The sequence below is a fragment of the Leifsonia sp. L25 genome (assembly GCF_050632895.1).
Genome location: NZ_JBODRZ010000003.1, coordinates 928,247 through 944,532 on the forward strand (window position 1 = coordinate 928,247; position 16,286 = coordinate 944,532).

The following is a 16,286-nucleotide window of genomic DNA, read 5'->3' on the forward strand; positions in this document are numbered from 1 at the left end:
GACCGGGGTCCCGGCCGGGTTCACTTGATCGCGCCGCCGAGGGCTCCGGCGGCGATGTACCGTTGCGCGAGGATCAGCAGCACCCCGGCCGGGATGGAGGCCAGAACAGCGGTGGCCATCACCGGGCCCCACTGCTGCACGTTCGCGCTGATGTAGTCGTAGATGCCGAGCGTGATCGGCCGGACCTGCGGCGTGCTCGTCAGCGTCAGCGCGAAGAGGAAGTCGCCCCACGCGCCGAGGAAGGTGAACAGCGCCGCCGTGACGATCGCGTTCTTGCTGATCGGGACCACGATCGAGATGAAAGCGCGGAAGTTGTTCGCTCCGTCGACCAGCGCCGCCTCGACCAGGGACGGCGGAAGCGATCCCATGAACGCCCGGATCAGCAGGATGGCGAACGGGATCTGCGCCGCGGTGTCCGCCAGGATCAGCCCGGCGTACGAGTTCAGCAGCCCCAGGTCGTTGAACAGCGCGTAGAGGGCGTTCGCGATCACGATGACCGGGATCATCTGCGTGATCAGCAGCGCGAACACGAACACGGTCATGCCGCGCATCCGGAATCGGGCGAGTCCGTACGCCGCGGGGGTCGCGATCGCGATGGTCAGCACCACGGTGCTGAGCGCGATGATCGTGCTGGTGACCAGGTTGCCGCCCTGCTGCTTGATCGCCGTGACGTAGCCGTCGAGCGTCGGCTGGAGCGGGAACCACGCGGTCGTGGCGGCCCCGGCGTTGGCCTGCAGGCTGCTGTTGACCATCCAGTAGACCGGGAAGATCATCACCGCAAGGAACAGGACGCCGAGGACGGTCATCGGCCAGCGCCGCGTGGCCTGCCGGCGCTCGGGACGCCGCCCCTTGGGGAGCACGATGGCTCGGGTCTCGGTCATTCGTCGACCTCCTTGCGTGACATGTACAGATAGACGACGGCGAAGACGAGCGAGATCACGATCAGGATGTTGCTGATCGCGGCGCCCTCCCCGAACGCGAACTGCACGAACGACTTCTGGTACGCCCACGTCGCGAGCGTCTGGGTGGAGTTGGCGGGGCCTCCACCGGTGAGGCCGAGGATCACGTCCACGACCTTGAGCGTGTAGACGACGCCCAGCACGACGACGACGCTGACGACCGGGCGGATGCTCGGCCAGGTGATGTGCCGGAACGCCCGCCAGCCGACCGCGCCGTCGAGCGCCGCCGCCTCGTAGAGCTCCTCCGGCACCCCCTGCAGTCCGCTGTAGAGGATGGTCGTGTTGAACGGGATGCCGAGCCAGACGTTCACGCCGATCACCGCGATCAGCGCGAGCGACGGGCTCACCAGCCACGGGATCGGGTGGACGCCGAAGACGCCGAGGAACTGGTTGAGCGCGCCGCTGTCCTGGTCGAGGATCCACTTCCAGACCGCGCTCGACGCGATCAGCGGGAGCAGCCACGGCAGGAGCAGCAGCGAGCGGAGGAAGCCGCCCAGCGGGAAGTTGCGCTTGAAGAACAGCGCCAGGCCGAGCCCGATGGCGAACTGGAGGACGATCGAGCCGATGGTGAACAGCGCCGTGTTCAGCATGGTCGTGCTGAACAGCGAGCTGCTGACAGTCGTGATGTAGTTCTGGAGGCCGACCCAGGGGGCCTCGCCCGTGTAGAAGGTGGTGGTCGTGTAGTCCTGGAACGACATCGCCAGGTTCTTGACGATGGGGTAGCCGAAGAAGATCAGGACGAACAGGACCGCCGGCAGGACGAACAGCCACTTGCTGACCGACCGGGCGAGCCGGAACCTGCGGCGGCGGGGGCTGCCCGCGACGGGGCCGCTGTCCCGGACGGGTGGGGCGATCGCGGTTGTCTCCGCGTTGAGAGTCGTCATCGACCGTGTTCCTTTCCCGCGGGCGGCGGGAGCCGTGCGGGCCCCCGCCACCTGCGAGCTCGTTACTGGTTCTCCGACTGGGCCTGCTTGAGGGCGTCCGCCGGGGACGCCTTGCCGGTCAGCGCGAGCTGCACGGCGGTGTAGATCTTGGTCGCCGCCTTGGGCCAGTCCGGGCCGAGCTCGGCGGTGCGTGCCCGCGCGTCGGCGACGACGCCGACGAACGAGGCCACGTCGGGGTTCGCGGCGCCGAACTTCTTGGCCTCGGCGAGGTTGGTCGGCACGGTCTGTGCCGTCTTGGCCTCGAAGGACTGCAGGGCCGGGGTCATCAGGCACTGGACGAACTTCGCGCCGGCCGCCTGGGCGTCCTTCTTGCCGGTCTGCGGCACCGTGTACTGCTCGCCGCCGAGGGGCGCGACCGAGGTCTGCGACGCCTCGCGGACCGGGATCGAGACGCTGGCCCAGTGCAGCCCGCTCGCCTTCGAGAGAGCCGGGATCTGCCAGGGTCCGTTGATCATCATGGCCGCCTTGCCCGCGATGAACTGGTTGTTCACGTCGGCCTGGGCCCACGAGATGGAGCTCTTCGACAGCGACCCGTCGTTCTGCAGGTCGAGGACGAGCTGGAGGGCCTGCGCGGCCTCCGGTGTCGCGATGTTCTTCTCGTTCCCGCCGTTGGTCCAGAAGAAGGGCAGGAACTGCCAGGTGCCCTCGTAGGTGTTGATGTTGCTCATGGCGAAGCCGTAGCGACCCTTGCTCGCGTCGGTGAGCTGGCGGGCCGCGCTGCGCAGCTCGTCCCACGTCTTGGGCGGCTGGACCCCCGCGGCCTGCAGGATGTCGGTGTTGTAGAACAGCGCGATCGAGTTGGCGAGCGGCTGCGCGCCGTACAGCTCACCCTTGTAGGTGCCCGCCTTGACGGCGGCGGGGGTGAGGCCGGAGCCGGTGATCCCGAAGTCCTTGAGCGGCGCGAGGGCGCCGGTCGCCGCGATCTGCTGCACGTCCGGGTTGTCGATCATCAGGACGTCCGGGAGGGTCTTGGACGAGACCTGCTGCAGGACCTTCTGGATGAGCGAGGCGCCCGCGACGTGGACCGCGTTGACCTTGATGCCGGTGCTGGCCTCGCACTTCGCGTACTGGGCGTCGTGCGATCCGTCGGTGAAGTAGTCCTCGAGCGTGATGCTCTTGGCGGTGGAGGCCGCTCCCCGCCGCTGCACGCGGCGAGTCCGAGAGGGATGAGTGCCGCGGCCGCGAGGGCCACGACGGCGCGATGTGCTGTCTTCATGGGTGGATGCTCCTTTGCATTGCACGGGGGATGACGACGGTGCGTGTGCGAGATTGTAAGCATAAAATGACGCTGAAGTCACGAACTTTTTTATGCTTACAACGACCGGCCGGCACTGTGCGAAAATGAAGGACCCATGACCGCTCCCAAGAAGACGGGCACGCGCAAGCCCAGCATGGCCGACGTCGCCCGCCACGCCGGCGTCTCCGTCATGACCGTCTCCAACGCCATCAACCGGCCGGACATCGTCAGCGAGGCGACCCGGGAGCGCGTGCGCGCGTCGATGGACGCGCTCGACTACCGCAACAACCTGGTGGCCCGCAGCCTGCGGCTGGCCCTCCCCCGCCAGATCGGGTACCTCATCGGTCCGCACCGTTTCGCCGCCGACGCGTACATGGACCAGTTCCTGCACGACCTCGCGGCGACCTCCGAGCGGCACGGCCGCAACCTGACCCTCATCTCCGCGGGGTCGCAGGAGATCGAGGCCTGCGAGGACCTCTACTACGGCCAGATGGCGGCGGGCTTCATCGTGCCCAACATCTCCATCGGCGACCCCCGGCTCCCCGCGCTCGCGGAGCGCGGCATACCGTTCGTCGCGTACGGCGGCGACCCGCAGGACGAGAGCGCCACCTGGAACTGGGTGGACACCGACGCCGAGAAGGGCATCATCCTCGCCGTCGATCACCTGACGTCGCTCGGCCACACCGAATTGGCCTACGTCGGCTACCCCGACGAGCTGATCACGACCCGCTACCGGCGGCTCGGCTACATTGGCGCGTGCACCGCGCGCGGACGGGAGTCGTCGCTGGCGCCGGGCCGGGTCGTGGAGACCGGGCCCGAGTTCACCGACACGCTGGCCGCGGCCCGCACCCTGCTGACCTCCGACGACCCGCCGACGGCGATCGTGAGCGCGACGGACCAGCACGCGCTGGCCGTGGTCCTGGTCGCCCGCGAGCTCGGCATCCCGGTCGGCTCAGGCGTGGCGGTCACCGGCTTCGACGACTCGCCGGTGGCCGGGGAGTCCGGCTTCGCGATCACCTCGATCCGCCAGCCCAAGGACCGGATCGCGGAGATCCTGGTCGACATCCTCGTCGGCGAGGGGACGGCCGTGAGGCACGAGCTGCTGGAGCCGGAGTTGATCGTGCGGTCGAGCACGGTCTGAGGAGACTGCATACCGTCCAGTACGTCCGCTACGCCGCCGCCAGCATCCCCAGCTCCCGCAGGCTCATCGCCGTCGCCACGATCGTCTCCACCGCCGGGCGCGGCCGCAGGCCCAGCTCGGCCTTGGCGCGCTCGTTGTGGATGACGAGCGGCGCGGGCTCATCGCCCGGCAGTTCGGCGGCGGGCACGAGGCGCGCCGCGTCGCCGAGCTCCGCCCGCAGCACGTTCGCCACATCGAGGAACGTCATCGTCGGGCCGTCCGCCAGGACCAGGTAGCGCTTGCCCGCGGCCCCCGGCGTCGCCATGGCGGCGATGTGCGCCGTCGCCACGTCGCGGACGTCCGCGATGCCGAAGCGCTGCCGCGGGACCGCCTGCATGGCGCCGTCGAGCATCCCCGTGAAGAGCTGGAGGGAGGAGCGCGCCGACGCGGTGAGCGTCGGGCCGGCGATCCACGTCGGGTTGATCGCCACCAGCTCGGTGTCGCCGCCCTCCCGCTCGATGAAGCCCCATGCGGCGCGCTCCGCGACCGCCTTCGACAGCGGGTAGGCCGGCAGGCCGGGCGTCTCCGGGTCGGTCCAGTCGGACTCGTCGTAGTCGCGGACCGGCTTCGGCGAGTAGCCGACCGCGGCGAAGGACGAGGTGAGCACGACGCGCCGGGCGCCCGCGTCGCGTGCCGCGCGCAGCACGCGCAGTGATCCGTCGCGCGCCGGGACGACGACCTCGGCCGGGTCCGTCGTCTGGATCATCGGCGACGCGACGTGGTACACGTCCTCGACGCCGGCGAGCGCGGCCTCCCAGCCGTCGTCGTCGGTGAGCGAGGCCGCCGCGAAGGTCAGCCCGTCGGCGTCGGCGCCCGCGCGCCGCACCGCCGCCCGGACCTCGTCGGCCCGGTCGAGGGATCGGACGGTGGCGCGCACCTCCACCCCGGAGACGAGCAGGTCCGCGATGAGGCGCGTGGCGACGTAGCCGGTGCCTCCGGTGACGAGAGTGGTGGGGGTGGTGGCGGTGCTGTTCATCGGAACGTCTCCTCGAGTCGGGGAAGGATGGCCTCCAGTTCGACGTGCGCCTCGGCCTCGGCCGCGACGTCGGCACGCGCGCGGGCGTCCCACAGCGCGGCCTTCGCCCGCAGGTAGTCGAGGTGGGTGCGCAGCGTCGCGATCTGGTCCTCCACGCGCACGGCGTGCCGCAGCAGGATGTCGCGCTGCTCGCCCGCGGCGTCGTGCCCGCGCAGCCGGTTCGCCTGATAGGTGCGCATGTCCTCGATCCCGACGCCCATCGCGCGCAGGCAGGCGAGCACCTGCGCCGTGTCGAGGTCGCCCTCGCTGTAGCGCCGGTGCCCGCTGCTGCCGTCGCGGGCGATCGGGCCGAGGAGGCCGACCTCCTCGTAGTACCGCAGGGTGGGCTCGCTGAGACCGCTCTGCCGGGACACGTCCTGGATGCTCAAACTGGTCATGTCCCCATCAGAACAGACCTCAAGCGCTTGAAGTCAAGCGCGGAGTCTCACGCGCGGTCGTGGAGCGTGACGTGGTAGCCGTCGGGGTCGGCGAACGTGAAGGTGCGGCCGAACGGTCCGTCGATCGGGGCCGAGACGATGGTGCGCCCGTCGGCCGCCAGCTCGTCGTGGATCGCCTGGACATCGGCGGCGCGGAGCCAGAGCGCGACGCCGACGCCGGGCTGCGCGACGGAGTCGAGGTCGGTGCCCTCGACGAGCTCGCGGAGCGCGAACGCGATCGGCTCGGTCGCGAAGACGACGGCGTGCGGAGGGCCGGCGGGCGAGCGGACGAGGCCGAGGTACTGCTCGTAGAACACCCCGGATGCGTCGAGGTCGCGCACCTGCAGGGAGATGAAATCGGGGCCGATGGCGGACATGGGGAACTCCTCTCGTGTGTCAGTTTTCTGACACGTTGAAGCCTATGTCAGACTACTGACATGAGCGCCCCTGACGATGGAATCCAGCTCGACACCTCCCTCGGCTACCTGCTGAAGGAGGCGTCGACCGCCCTCCGCGCGGCGATGGAGGACGTCCTCCGCCCGCTCGGGATGACGGTGACGCACTACTCCTGCCTGGAGCTGCTGGCCCAGCGGCCCGGCCTGTCGAACTCCGAGCTGGCGCGCGGCGCGTTCGTGACCCGGCAGACGATGAACGTGCTCCTCCAGTCGCTGGAGCGCGACGGCTCCGTCACGCGTCCCGCGGAGGCGCCGGTCGGCAAGGTGCTGCCGGCGAGGCTCACCGCGCGCGGGCGGCGCAGCCTGGCGACGGCGAGCGCCGCGGTGCGATCGGTGGAGGGGAGGATGCTGGCCGGGATGACGCCGGGCGAGCAGTCCGCCGCGTTCGCCGGCCTGCAGAGCATGGTGCGGGCGCTGCGCGGTGAGGGCGGCTCGCCCGCGCCGGAATGACGGTGGCCTAAACCCTGCTCGGCCGCCGGACGGCCCCCACCCGGTCGACCACGATCCCGACGAGCTGGTGCGGCGTCGAGGCGGGCGTGAGCAGCGGCTCGGTCGTGACGTCGGCGCCCGCCGCGGCGGCGAGCTGCGCGAAGTAGCCCGGGGCCAGCAGGTAGGTCGCGACCAGCACGCGCGCCCCTCCCGCGCGGGCCCGCGCCACCGCCACCGCTTCGGGAAGCGCGGGAGCCGCCGCCGAGATGAACCCGGCCGAGACCGTCGAGCCGATCCGCCCCGCCAGGAGGGTCGCCGTGCGGTGGCAGTCGGCCACGGCGCGGGAGTCGGAGGAGCCGGCTGCGGCGAGCACGACCTGGTCGCCGGGCCGGTGTCCGGACTCCCGCAGTCGTTCGACGAGCACGTCCACGAGCCGGGGATCCGGGCCGAGCGCCGGCGTCACGGTCGCGGGGATCGGCGAGGCGTCCGCCGCGTCGGCCAGGTCGACGAAGACGTGGTACCCGGCGGAGAGCAGCAGCGAGACGATGACCGCGTGGCCGGAGGCGCCGACGAGTCCCGCGGCGCGCTCCAGCGAGGACGGCACATCGGGCTGTTCGACGTCGACATGGCAGCCGACGACGGTCTCCGTCAGCGCCCCGGCCACGGCCTCCACCAGGCGGCGCACGGCGGCCTGCCCCTCGGGGGACAACGTGCCGTGCGAGGCGGCGAGGACGACATCCGTCATCCGTCGCCCAGCTCGATCTCGATGAACCCGCCGACGATGCGGGTGCGGAAGGTCCGGAGGGCCAGCGCGGGGTCGGTGAAGCACTCCCCGGTGCCGAGATCGTAGACCTCCTTGTGCAGGGGTGAGGCGACGGTCGGCCGGTCGCCGCGCGAGCCGACGATGCCGCGCGCCATCACGGGGGCGCCGCCCGCCGGGTCCTCGTGCGCGACGGCGTAGACCTCACGCGGCGAGAGCAGGAACAGCGCGATCTGGCGCATCCGGAGGAGCACCGCCTCGCCCCACGACGGCTCCAGGTCGTCGACACGGCAGGCGCGCACCCAGTCGGCGCGGGCGGCATCGGGGTGCCGGGTGGTCTGCGTGATCGTCATGCGCCGACGCTACGGGAGGCGTGTTTCGGGAGGCCGCGCATCGTGTTACCTCTCTGTGAATCCCGGCTCACACCCTGCGCCCGGCCGTGTGCGAGCGGTGTTAACGCGCGGTTACACGGCCGAAACGGCCGGGAAACCCCTGCTCCTACGCTCGAAAGGCACCGGGCGGGGAACCGCCGGTGCGGCGGAAGCCGCCGGACACGGAAAGGGGCGCCCGCATGACGAGTCGACGCACGCTGATCGTAGGAGGCGGCCCGGCCGCGCACCGGCTGGTCGACGCGCTCGTGTCGCGCGGCGGCGAGGGGTCCGGCCAGCGATCCATCGCGGTCGTCGCGGAGGAGCCGTACCTGCCGTACGACCGGGTCCAGCTCAGCAAGCGCCTCGCCGACGGCGAGGTGGATCTCACGCTCGAGCCGGCCTCGCACTGGGAGGACGCCGCGGTGGAGCTGCGGGTCGGCGAAGCCGTCACCGCCATCGACCGCGCCGCGAAGACCGTGACGACCTCGGCCGGTGCTGTGCTCGGCTACGACGACCTCGTGCTCGCCACCGGCTCCTCCGCCCCGGTTCCCGACATTCCGGGCGCCGCGGCGAGCAGGGTCTACCGCACCATCGACGACGTGGACGCCCTGGTCGCCGAGGTCGCCGACCTGCGCGAGCGGCTCGGCCGCGCGCCCCGGGTCGCGGTCGCCGGCGGCGGCCTCCTCGGGCTGGAGGCCGCAGGCGGTGTCGCGGCACTGGGAGCCGAAGCGGTCATCATCCACTCCGGCGGCTGGCTGATGTCGGCCCAGCTCGACGAGGGCGCGGGGCAGGCGCTCGGGCGGCTGATCTCGGCCCGCGGGATCGACCTCCACCTGGGGACGCGTCCTCGCGAGATCGTGCTCGGCGGCGACGGCCTCCCCTCGGCGGTGCGCTGCGCCGACGGCCGCACGGTCCCCGCCGACATCGTGGTCTTCGCGATCGGCATCCGTGCCCGCGATGAGCTCGCCCGCGAGGCGGGGATCGCGACCGTCGAGCGCGGCGGCGTCGTCATCGACGAGTCCTGCCGCACGTCCGATCCCGCGATCTGGGCCATCGGCGAGGTCGCCGCGGTCGACGGCCGGACCATCGGCCTGGTCGCCCCGGCCAACGCGATGGCCGAGACGGTCGCCGACCGGCTGCTCGGCGGCGACGCGACGTTCACGACAGTGGACGACGCGACCAAGCTCAAGCTCTCCGGCGTGGATGTCGCCAGCTTCGGCGACGCGTTCGCCCGAGAGCCGGGCGCGCTGGAGATCGTTTATGCAGACCCGGCGCGCGGCCTGTACCAGAAGCTCGTCGTCAGCGACGACGCGAAGACCCTGCTCGGCGGGGTGTTCGTCGGCGACGCGTCGCCCTACGTCGGCCTCCGCCCGCTGCTCGGCCGCGAGCTCGACGCCGAGCCCGCCGCGTACCTGTCCGCGGCCGGCGCCGAGCCGCCCGCCGGCGGCGCCCTCCCCGACGACGCCTTCGTCTGCTCCTGCAACAACGTCACGGCCGGCACTGTCCGGGAGGCCGTGGGAGACGGCTGCCACGATCTCGGCGAACTCAAGGCCTGCACCCGCGCGGGCACCCAGTGCGGCTCGTGCGTGCCCCTGGTGAAGAAGCTGCTGGAGGCCGAGCTCACCGCCGCCGGCGCCACCGTCTCGCACGCGCTCTGCGAGCATTTCGAGCTGTCGCGCCAGGAGCTCTTCGAGTCGATCCGCGTGCTGGAGCTGACCAGCTGGGAGGACACCATCGGGCGGCTCGGCCGCGGTCGCGGCTGCGACATCTGCAAGCCGGCGGTCGGCTCCATCCTCGCCAGCCAGCACAGCGGCTACCCGCTCGACGGCGGCCGCGGCCCGCTGCAGGACACCAACGACCGCGCGCTCGCGAACATGCAGAAGGACGGCACGTACTCTGTCGTCCCGCGCATCCCGGGCGGTGAGATCACCCCGCAGAAGCTGGCCGTGATCGCGCAGGTCGCGACCGACTTCGGCCTCTACACGAAGATCACCGGAGGCCAGCGCATCGACATGTTCGGCGCGCGCCTCGACCAGCTGCCTGACATCTGGAAGCGCCTGGTCGACGCCGGCTTCGAGTCGGGTCAGGCCTACGGCAAGGCGTTGCGGAACGTGAAGAGCTGCGTCGGCTCCACCTGGTGCCGGTACGGCGTGCAGGACTCGGTCGGCATGGCCGTCTCGCTGGAGTTGCGTTACCGGGGCCTGCGCGCCCCGCACAAGTTCAAGTTCGGCGTCTCGGGCTGCGCCCGCGAGTGCGCCGAGGCCCGCGGCAAGGACGTCGGAGTGATCGCGACCGACAAGGGCTGGAACCTGTACGTCGGCGGCAACGGCGGCTTCCAGCCCGCGCACGCGCAGCTCCTCGCGTCCGACCTCGACGACGAGACGCTGGTCCGGTACATCGACCGCTACCTCATGTACTACATCCGCACCGCCGACCGGCTGCAGCGCACGGCCCGCTGGATGGAGGACCTCGACGGCGGCGTCGACCACGTGCGCGAGGTCGTCGTGGCGGACTCCCTCGGGCTCGGCGCCGAGCTCGAGGCCGCGATGGCGAAGCACATCGACACGTACGAGGACGAGTGGGCGGCCACTCTGCGCGACCCGGAGCGGCTGCGCCGGTTCCGGTCGTTCGTGAACGCGCCGACCGAGGCCGACCCGTCGATCGCGCGGGTCGAGGAGCGCGGGCAGCTCCGGCCGGCGACCGCCGAGGAGCGGGCGGCCGGCACGGTGCTGCTGGCGGGCACGACGATCCCGGTGCGCGGCGCCACTGCGACCACCGCGGCGGAAGGAGAGACCCCATGATCCACCCGATCCGGACCGGCTCGGTGACGCTGGTCGGCGGCGGCCCCGGCGACCCCGACCTCCTCACCGTCGCAGCGGTGCGCGCACTCGCGGCGGCCGACGTCGTGCTGTACGACCGGCTCGCCCCGCACGAGACCCTCGCGGAGCTCGCGCCCGGCGCCGAGCTGATCGACGTCGGCAAGCGGCCGGGGCACCATCCCATCCCGCAGGACGAGATCGAGCGGCTCCTGGTCGCGCACGCGCGGGAGGGGGCTGCGGTCGTCCGGCTGAAGGGCGGCGACCCGTTCGTCTTCGGGCGCGGCGGCGAGGAGGTGGAGGCGTGCCGGCGCGCGGGAGTCCCGGTCAGCGTCATCCCCGGGGTGACGAGCGCGATCGCCGTCCCCGCGGCGGCCGGGATCCCGGTCACCCACCGCACGGCCTCCCGGATGTTCACCGTGGTCTCGGGGCACGCACCGCTCTCGCCCGCCGAACTGGAGCATCTGGCGGGCCTCGGCGGCACGATCGTGATCCTGATGGGCGTCACGAACCTCCCGTCGATCACCGCGGGGCTGGCACGCTTCGGGATGGATCCCGGCATGCCGGTCGCGGTCGTCGAGCAGGGCTACTCCGCCCGGCAACGGACCACCTTCGGCGAACTGGGGACGATTCTGACGGAGTCGGTCCAGGCCGGGGTCGGCTCGCCCGCGGTCGTCGTGATCGGCGAGGTCGTCGCTCTCGCGCGGGGCGGGGACGCGGACGCGACGTCGGCACTGGCCGACGCGGCCGCGGTGGCCGGAGGCTGACATGGGCGACGAACGCGTCGCGGCCTTCCGCCCGGACCAGCTCGCCGGATTCCGCATCGGCGTGACGAGCGACCGCCGCTCGGCCGACCTGATCGACGCGTTCGAGCGCCGTGGGGCGGCGGTGCTGCACGCGCCGACGGTGCACATGCAGCACGCCGAGGACGACGCTCCGGTCATCGCGGCCACCGAGCGGATCATCGCCGCGGCTCCCGACGTGCTGCTGGCGACCACCAGCTACGGGATGCGCCGCTGGTTCGAGGTCGCCGACTCGGCAGGCCTCGGCGAGGAGCTGCAGCGCGCGCTCGCGAAATCGACCATCCTGGTGCGCGGACCGAAGGCGCGCGGCGCCGTGCGGGCCGCGGGCCTCGACGACGCGGGGATGTCGGACGAGGAGACCACGGCCTCCCTCGTCTCGAAGGTGATCGAGGAGTTCCCGCCCGGGATCACGGTCGCCATCCAGCTCCACGGCCAGACCGACGTCGGTCAGCTCCAGCGGCTGCAGGAGGCCGGCGACCGGGTCCTCGCCGTCGCGCCGTACACCTGGTCGGTGGCCGAGGACGACGACGAGCGGGCGACCCGCCTCGTGGACGCGATCGCCGCCCGGCAGCTCGACTGTGTGACCTTCACCAGCGCGCCCGCTGTCGACGGGCTGCTGATCGCCGCCCTCGCCCGTGGCCGGCACCCGGAGGTGCTGGAGGCGTTCCGCACCGATGTGGTCGCCGCGAGCGTCGGGCCGGTGACGTCCGCCCCGCTGCTCGGCGCGGGGATCGAGCCGCTGCAGCCGGACCGCTACCGGATGGGCGCGCTCATCCGGCTGGTCTGCGAGCAGCTCGAGGCGGAGTCGACCAGGCGGGTGAGCACGCGGCACGGGGAGGTCGAGCTGCGCGGCAGCGTCGCCGTCGTGGCCGGGAACGCGGTGCGGCTGACGCCGACATCGCTGTCGCTGTTCCGGGCGCTGGTCGCGGCGAACGGAGCGGTGGTGTCGCGCCGGGACCTGTCCGTCGCCCTCGACGGCGGCTGCGACGAGCACGCGATGGAGGTGTCGCTGAGCCGCCTCCGGCAGAGCCTCGGCACCCCCGGTCTCGTGGCCACCGTCGTCAAACGCGGCTACCGCCTCGACGTCTGACCTCGCGCGATTCCGCACGAATCGCGGCTTTCGCCGGCGCTTTCGCGACATTCGTCACGAATCGCCACTTTCCATATTCGGCACGAATCGCGGCTTTCGCCGCCGCTTTCGCGACATTCGTCACGAATCGCGGCGCGCTACACGACGGGCGCGGCGGCCAGGATGGCCGCGATGCGGCCCTTGCAGCCGCCGCAGCCGGTGCCGGCGCGGGTGTCACGGCCGACGCACTCGACGGTGTCGCAGCCGGCGGCGACCGCCTCGCCGATGCGGCCCGCGGTGACGCCGTTGCACCAGCAGACCGTCGCGTCCGGTCCCAGCGGGTCCTCGACGGCCACGGCTCCCGCGTCGGCGGCGTCCAGCCGCAGCAGCGCGGACGGCTCGGCCGGGAGCGAGGCGCCGCGTTCGAACAGCAGCGTCAGCTCCGCCCCCGCCTGCGGGAGGCCGACCGAGACGAACCCGGTCAGGATGCCCTCCCGGACCACCGTCTTCACATAGGCCGCGCGCGCCGGGTCGAGCCACACGGTCACCTCGGCGTCCGCATCCCACGGCTCCGCCGCGTGGTCGCCGCCCGAGACCACATCGATCCCGGTCGCCTTGAGCATCACGGCCGTGGGGCGCTCGCGGAGGGCGACGGACGCCTCCGCCCCGGCCGCGGCTCCCGACGCCTCCGCCCGGAGCCGCCGGGCCAGCGCTGCCGCCTGCCGCCAGCCGGGCCCGATCAGCCCGCTGGGGGCGCCCGGCACCCGGCCCGACGCGTCCGCGTCCTCGGGCGACGCCACCTGCGCGCAGTCCCCGATCGCGAACACGTCCGGGTCGCTCCAGCTCCGCAGCTCCTCGTCGACGAGGATGCCGGCCGAGCAGGCCAGGCCGGCGGCGAGCGCGAGCTCCACCCGCGGGCCGACGCCGCAGGACAGCACGAGGAGGTCGCCGGGGATGTAGGTGCCGTCCGCGCAGCCGACGCCGTCGAACACGCGGCCGGCCTCGGTGTCGCGGAAGCCGATGCTCTCCGCGCGCGCGTGCGCGGCCATCCCGACCCCGGTGTCCCGCACGGCGCGGGCGAGCATCCGCCCGCCCGGCTCGTCGAGGTTGCGCGCCATTGGGACGGGCCCGTGGTGGACGACGACCACCTCCGCGCCGTGCTCGGCCGCGAGCAGGGCGAACTCCATGCCGAGCACCCCGGCGCCGAGCACGATGATCGCGCCGCCGGCCGCCACGACGGGAGCGACCGCCTCGGCGTCGGCCAGATCGCGCAGCGCCACGACCCCGCTCGGGAGCGGACGTCGTCCGCGGTCGAGCGCGGCGGCCGGTGCGGCATCCCGCTCGTGCCGGGTGTGCTCGAGGCCGTCGAGCGTCGGAATGTTCGCCCGGGCGCCGGTGGCCAGCACCAACCGGTCGTAGCGCAGCTCATCCCCGCCGGACGTCACCACCCGCTGGCGGCCCCGGTCGATCGTGGCGGCGGTCTCCGCGAGGCGGATGTCCGCACCGGCGGCGCGCGCGGCCGCCGTGTCGGTGACGTCGAGCCGGTCGCGGGAGGCGGCGCCGACCGCGTACTCGGCGACGAGCACACGGTTGTAGGCGTCCTCGTCCTCGGCTCCGAGCGCGACGAGCGAGGCCTCCCCTGCCGCCACGGCGGGCAGCATCTCTTCGACGAAACGGGCTCCGACCGGCCCGTAGCCGATGAGGACGATGCGCAGCGGCCTGGTCATGCGCCGGCCTCCACGGTCACCAGCGTGCGCTTGAACTCCGGCATCGCCGAGATCGGGTCGACCGCGGCCTCGGTCAGCAGGTTCGCGCACTGCCGGCCCGCGAAGTGGAACGGCAGGAACACCGTGTCGATCCGCATCCCCGCGCTGAGCAGCGCGGTGGCCTCGACGCTCCCGCGGGAGTTGCGGATCCGCACCGGCTCCCCGTCGCCGATCCCGAGCCGGGCCGCCGTGGCCGGGTGCAGCTCGGCGCGCACCCGCGGCTGCGCGGTCGCGAGCTCCGGCACCCGGCGCGTCTGAGCGCCCGACTGGTAGTGCTCCAGCAGCCGGCCGGTGATCAGGGTCAGCTCGCCGATCCCCCGACCGGTCTCGAGTGCGCGCGGCCGGACCGCGACCAGGCGGCCGCGCCCTCCCGGATGGCCGAACCGGTCCAGGAACAGCCGCGGCGTCCCCTCCGACCCCGCGGGGTACGGCCAGTGCGCGGCGACGTCGGCCTCGAGCTGCGCGTCGAGCAGCGCGTGGCTGAGCCCCGAGTAGTCGGCGACGCCTCCCGCAGAGGCCCGCGCCAGCTCGTCGAAGACCTCCGCGGGGGAGGTCGGCCAGGCCGACGGCGCCTCCAGCCGCCCCGCCAGGTCGGCGAGGATGTCCAGCTCGCTCCGCACGCCCGGCGGCGGGTCGAGGGCGCGGCGGCGGCGCAGGACGCGCCCCTCCAGGTTCGTCATGGTCCCCTCCTCCTCGGCCCACTGCGTGACCGGCAGCACCACGTCGGCGAGCTCCGCCGTCTCCGAGAGGACGAAGTCGCACACCACCAGGAGATCGAGCGCCTCCAGGCCCGCCCGCACGGAGCCCGCGTCCGGCCCGGAGACGACCACGTTGGAGCCGTGCACCAGCAGGGCGCGCACGCCGCCCGGCCGTCCGAGCATCCCGAGCAGTTCGACGGCCGGGACGCCCGGACCGGGAAGGACGCCGGGCTCGACGCCCCAGACCGCGGCGACCGCGGCGCGGTCGGCCGGGTCCGCGATCGAGCGGTAGCCGGGAAGCTGGTCGCACTTCTGCCCGTGCTCGCGGCCGCCCTGGCCGTTGCCCTGGCCGGTCAACGTCCCGTAGCCCGAGCCACGGCGGCCGACGAGGCCGAGGACGAGCGCGAGGTTGATCGCGGCCGTCGCGGTGTCGGTCCCGTCGACGTGCTGCTCGACCCCCCGGCCGGTCAGGATGTACGTGCCGCGGCCGCGCGCGAGCCGGCGGGCGACCTCCCGGAGCTGCCCGACCGGGACGCCGGTGTGCTCCTGAACGCGTTCGGGCCACCACGCTGAGACGCTGCGGCGCACGGCGTCGAACCCGCTGGTCCGCGCCTCCAGGTAGTCGAGGTCGGCCAGCCCCTCGGCGAGCACGAGGTGGATCAGCCCGAGGAGCACCACCAGGTCGGTGCCGGGAGCCGGCGCCAGGTGCAGGCCTCCCCGTCTGAGGTGAGCTGCGCGGTCTGGGAGCGGCGCGGATCCACGACGACGAGTCCGCCCGCCGCCCGGGCGCCGGCCAGGTGGCCGATGAACGGCGGCATGGTGGCCGCGACGTTCGAACCGAGCAGCAGGATGGTGTCCGCGTCGTCGAGGTCGGTCACCGGGAACGGCATCCCCCGGTCGACCCCGAACGCCCGCTTGCCCGCCGCGGCGGCCGACGCCATGCAGAACCGGCCGTTGTAGTCGATGCGGGAGGTCGCCAGCGCCAGGCGGGCGAACTTGCCCAGCAGGTAGGCCTTCTCGTTGGTGAGGCCGCCGCCGCCGAAGACCGCGACCGCGTCCGGGCCGTCCTCCTGGCGGATTGCGGTCAGCCGCGCGGCGACCAGGGCGAGGGCCTCCTCCCAGCCGGCGGCCCGCAGCTCGCCGTCGCGCCGGATCAGTGGAGTGGTCAGCCGGCCGGGCGTCGTGAGCAGCTCGGCGGAGGTCCAGCCCTTCTTGCAGAGGCCGCCCCGGTTGGTCGGGAACATCCGCCCGTTCACCGTCACCGGGTTCTCCGCCTGCGGCGACGGCGTCAGCGTCATGGCGCACTGCAGCGCGCAGTAGGGGCAGTGGCTCGGCGCGGACATCGGC

Annotated in this window: 14 protein-coding genes and 1 pseudogene; 5 read left to right on the forward strand and 10 right to left on the reverse strand. The window is 72.8% G+C overall.

The features are described 5' to 3' along the window. Window positions 1–20: 20 nt before the first annotated feature. The 3 genes from ACRAWC_RS08360 to ACRAWC_RS08370 form a co-directional block, all read right to left on the reverse strand. Window positions 21–881, reverse strand: a complete 861-nt coding sequence (locus ACRAWC_RS08360; RefSeq protein ID WP_431347312.1) for a carbohydrate ABC transporter permease — start codon at window positions 879–881, stop codon at window positions 21–23. Then, a complete protein-coding gene (locus tag ACRAWC_RS08365) occupies window positions 878–1,843 on the reverse strand; it encodes a carbohydrate ABC transporter permease (RefSeq protein WP_431347313.1) in 966 nt (321 codons plus the stop codon). The genes ACRAWC_RS08360 and ACRAWC_RS08365 overlap by 4 nt, the downstream gene beginning before the upstream one ends. Before the next feature lie 62 nt (window positions 1,844–1,905). Next, a complete protein-coding gene (locus ACRAWC_RS08370; RefSeq protein ID WP_431347314.1) occupies window positions 1,906–3,051 on the reverse strand; it encodes a sugar ABC transporter substrate-binding protein in 1,146 nt (381 codons plus the stop codon). Between the two features lie 204 nt (window positions 3,052–3,255). On the opposite strand from ACRAWC_RS08370, the gene ACRAWC_RS08375 reads away from it, so the two are divergent. Then, window positions 3,256–4,281: a LacI family DNA-binding transcriptional regulator gene (locus ACRAWC_RS08375; RefSeq protein WP_431347315.1), complete on the forward strand. Its 1,026-nt coding sequence runs from the start codon at window positions 3,256–3,258 to the stop codon at window positions 4,279–4,281. A 28-nt stretch (window positions 4,282–4,309) separates the two neighbouring features. Here the strand turns inward: ACRAWC_RS08375 and ACRAWC_RS08380 are convergent, their stop codons facing one another. Genes ACRAWC_RS08380 through ACRAWC_RS08390 form a run of 3 tightly spaced genes read right to left on the reverse strand, consistent with a single transcriptional unit; the run spans window position 4,310 to window position 6,149 of the window. Next, window positions 4,310–5,296 (reverse strand): NAD-dependent epimerase/dehydratase family protein, encoded by a 987-nt coding sequence (locus ACRAWC_RS08380; RefSeq protein WP_431347316.1) that lies wholly within the window; start codon window positions 5,294–5,296, stop codon window positions 4,310–4,312. After that, window positions 5,293–5,733 carry a MerR family transcriptional regulator gene (locus ACRAWC_RS08385; RefSeq protein ID WP_431347317.1) on the reverse strand — a complete coding sequence of 147 codons (441 nt, stop codon included), beginning with the start codon at window positions 5,731–5,733 and terminating at the stop codon, window positions 5,293–5,295. The genes ACRAWC_RS08380 and ACRAWC_RS08385 overlap by 4 nt, the downstream gene beginning before the upstream one ends. Before the next feature lie 47 nt (window positions 5,734–5,780). After that, on the reverse strand, window positions 5,781–6,149 hold the full coding sequence (locus tag ACRAWC_RS08390; RefSeq protein ID WP_431347318.1) for a VOC family protein: 369 nt from the start codon (window positions 6,147–6,149) through the stop codon (window positions 5,781–5,783). Window positions 6,150–6,209: 60 nt separating this feature from the next. On the opposite strand from ACRAWC_RS08390, the gene ACRAWC_RS08395 reads away from it, so the two are divergent. Further along, complete coding sequence (locus ACRAWC_RS08395; protein WP_431347319.1) at window positions 6,210–6,677, forward strand: MarR family winged helix-turn-helix transcriptional regulator; 468 nt, start codon at window positions 6,210–6,212, stop codon at window positions 6,675–6,677. A gap of 7 nt (window positions 6,678–6,684) precedes the next feature. On the opposite strand, the gene ACRAWC_RS08400 is transcribed toward ACRAWC_RS08395, so the two are convergent. Together ACRAWC_RS08400 and nirD are read right to left on the reverse strand one after the other, a co-directional pair. Beyond that, entirely contained in the window at window positions 6,685–7,401 is a 717-nt protein-coding gene (locus tag ACRAWC_RS08400) for a sirohydrochlorin chelatase (RefSeq protein WP_431347320.1), read from the reverse strand. Continuing rightward, window positions 7,398–7,769, reverse strand: coding sequence for a nitrite reductase small subunit NirD (nirD, locus tag ACRAWC_RS08405; RefSeq protein WP_431347321.1), 372 nt, complete (start codon window positions 7,767–7,769; stop codon window positions 7,398–7,400). The genes ACRAWC_RS08400 and nirD overlap by 4 nt, the downstream gene beginning before the upstream one ends. A 218-nt stretch (window positions 7,770–7,987) precedes the next feature. Between nirD and nirB the strand changes: the two genes are divergently transcribed. From nirB to ACRAWC_RS08420, 3 genes are read left to right on the forward strand one after another with little or no spacing between them, the layout of a single operon-like run. Further along, window positions 7,988–10,588: a nitrite reductase large subunit NirB gene (gene nirB / locus ACRAWC_RS08410; protein ID WP_431347322.1), complete on the forward strand. Its 2,601-nt coding sequence runs from the start codon at window positions 7,988–7,990 to the stop codon at window positions 10,586–10,588. After that, a complete protein-coding gene (gene cobA, locus ACRAWC_RS08415; RefSeq protein ID WP_431347323.1) occupies window positions 10,585–11,370 on the forward strand; it encodes a uroporphyrinogen-III C-methyltransferase in 786 nt (261 codons plus the stop codon). The genes nirB and cobA overlap by 4 nt, the downstream gene beginning before the upstream one ends. Before the next feature lies 1 nt (window position 11,371). Then, window positions 11,372–12,496: a uroporphyrinogen-III synthase gene (locus ACRAWC_RS08420; RefSeq protein ID WP_431347324.1), complete on the forward strand. Its 1,125-nt coding sequence runs from the start codon at window positions 11,372–11,374 to the stop codon at window positions 12,494–12,496. Between the two features lie 137 nt (window positions 12,497–12,633). Here ACRAWC_RS08420 and ACRAWC_RS08425 read toward each other — a convergent pair whose 3' ends face one another. Further along, window positions 12,634–14,202 (reverse strand): FAD-dependent oxidoreductase, encoded by a 1,569-nt coding sequence (locus ACRAWC_RS08425; RefSeq protein ID WP_431347325.1) that lies wholly within the window; start codon window positions 14,200–14,202, stop codon window positions 12,634–12,636. Continuing rightward, window positions 14,199–16,282, reverse strand: a pseudogene (locus ACRAWC_RS08430) (molybdopterin oxidoreductase family protein). Before ACRAWC_RS08430 ends, ACRAWC_RS08425 begins: the two are co-directional and overlap by 4 nt. Window positions 16,283–16,286 lie beyond the last annotated feature (4 nt).

Excerpts from the sequence above, each read along its gene's own strand:
- ACRAWC_RS08360 (WP_431347312.1), bottom strand. The coding sequence starts at position 881 with ATGACCGAGACCCGAGCCATCGTGCTCCCCAAGGGGCGGCGTCCCGAG.
- ACRAWC_RS08365 (WP_431347313.1), bottom strand. The coding sequence starts at position 1,843 with ATGACGACTCTCAACGCGGAGACAACCGCGATCGCCCCACCCGTCCGG.
- ACRAWC_RS08375 (WP_431347315.1), top strand. The coding sequence starts at position 3,256 with ATGACCGCTCCCAAGAAGACGGGCACGCGCAAGCCCAGCATGGCCGAC.
- ACRAWC_RS08380 (WP_431347316.1), bottom strand. The coding sequence starts at position 5,296 with ATGAACAGCACCGCCACCACCCCCACCACTCTCGTCACCGGAGGCACC.
- ACRAWC_RS08385 (WP_431347317.1), bottom strand. The coding sequence starts at position 5,733 with ATGACCAGTTTGAGCATCCAGGACGTGTCCCGGCAGAGCGGTCTCAGC.
- ACRAWC_RS08390 (WP_431347318.1), bottom strand. The coding sequence starts at position 6,149 with ATGTCCGCCATCGGCCCCGATTTCATCTCCCTGCAGGTGCGCGACCTC.
- ACRAWC_RS08395 (WP_431347319.1), top strand. The coding sequence starts at position 6,210 with ATGAGCGCCCCTGACGATGGAATCCAGCTCGACACCTCCCTCGGCTAC.
- ACRAWC_RS08400 (WP_431347320.1), bottom strand. The coding sequence starts at position 7,401 with ATGACGGATGTCGTCCTCGCCGCCTCGCACGGCACGTTGTCCCCCGAG.
- nirD (WP_431347321.1), bottom strand. The coding sequence starts at position 7,769 with ATGACGATCACGCAGACCACCCGGCACCCCGATGCCGCCCGCGCCGAC.
- nirB (WP_431347322.1), top strand. The coding sequence starts at position 7,988 with ATGACGAGTCGACGCACGCTGATCGTAGGAGGCGGCCCGGCCGCGCAC.
- cobA (WP_431347323.1), top strand. The coding sequence starts at position 10,585 with ATGATCCACCCGATCCGGACCGGCTCGGTGACGCTGGTCGGCGGCGGC.
- ACRAWC_RS08420 (WP_431347324.1), top strand. The coding sequence starts at position 11,372 with ATGGGCGACGAACGCGTCGCGGCCTTCCGCCCGGACCAGCTCGCCGGA.
- ACRAWC_RS08425 (WP_431347325.1), bottom strand. The coding sequence starts at position 14,202 with ATGACCAGGCCGCTGCGCATCGTCCTCATCGGCTACGGGCCGGTCGGA.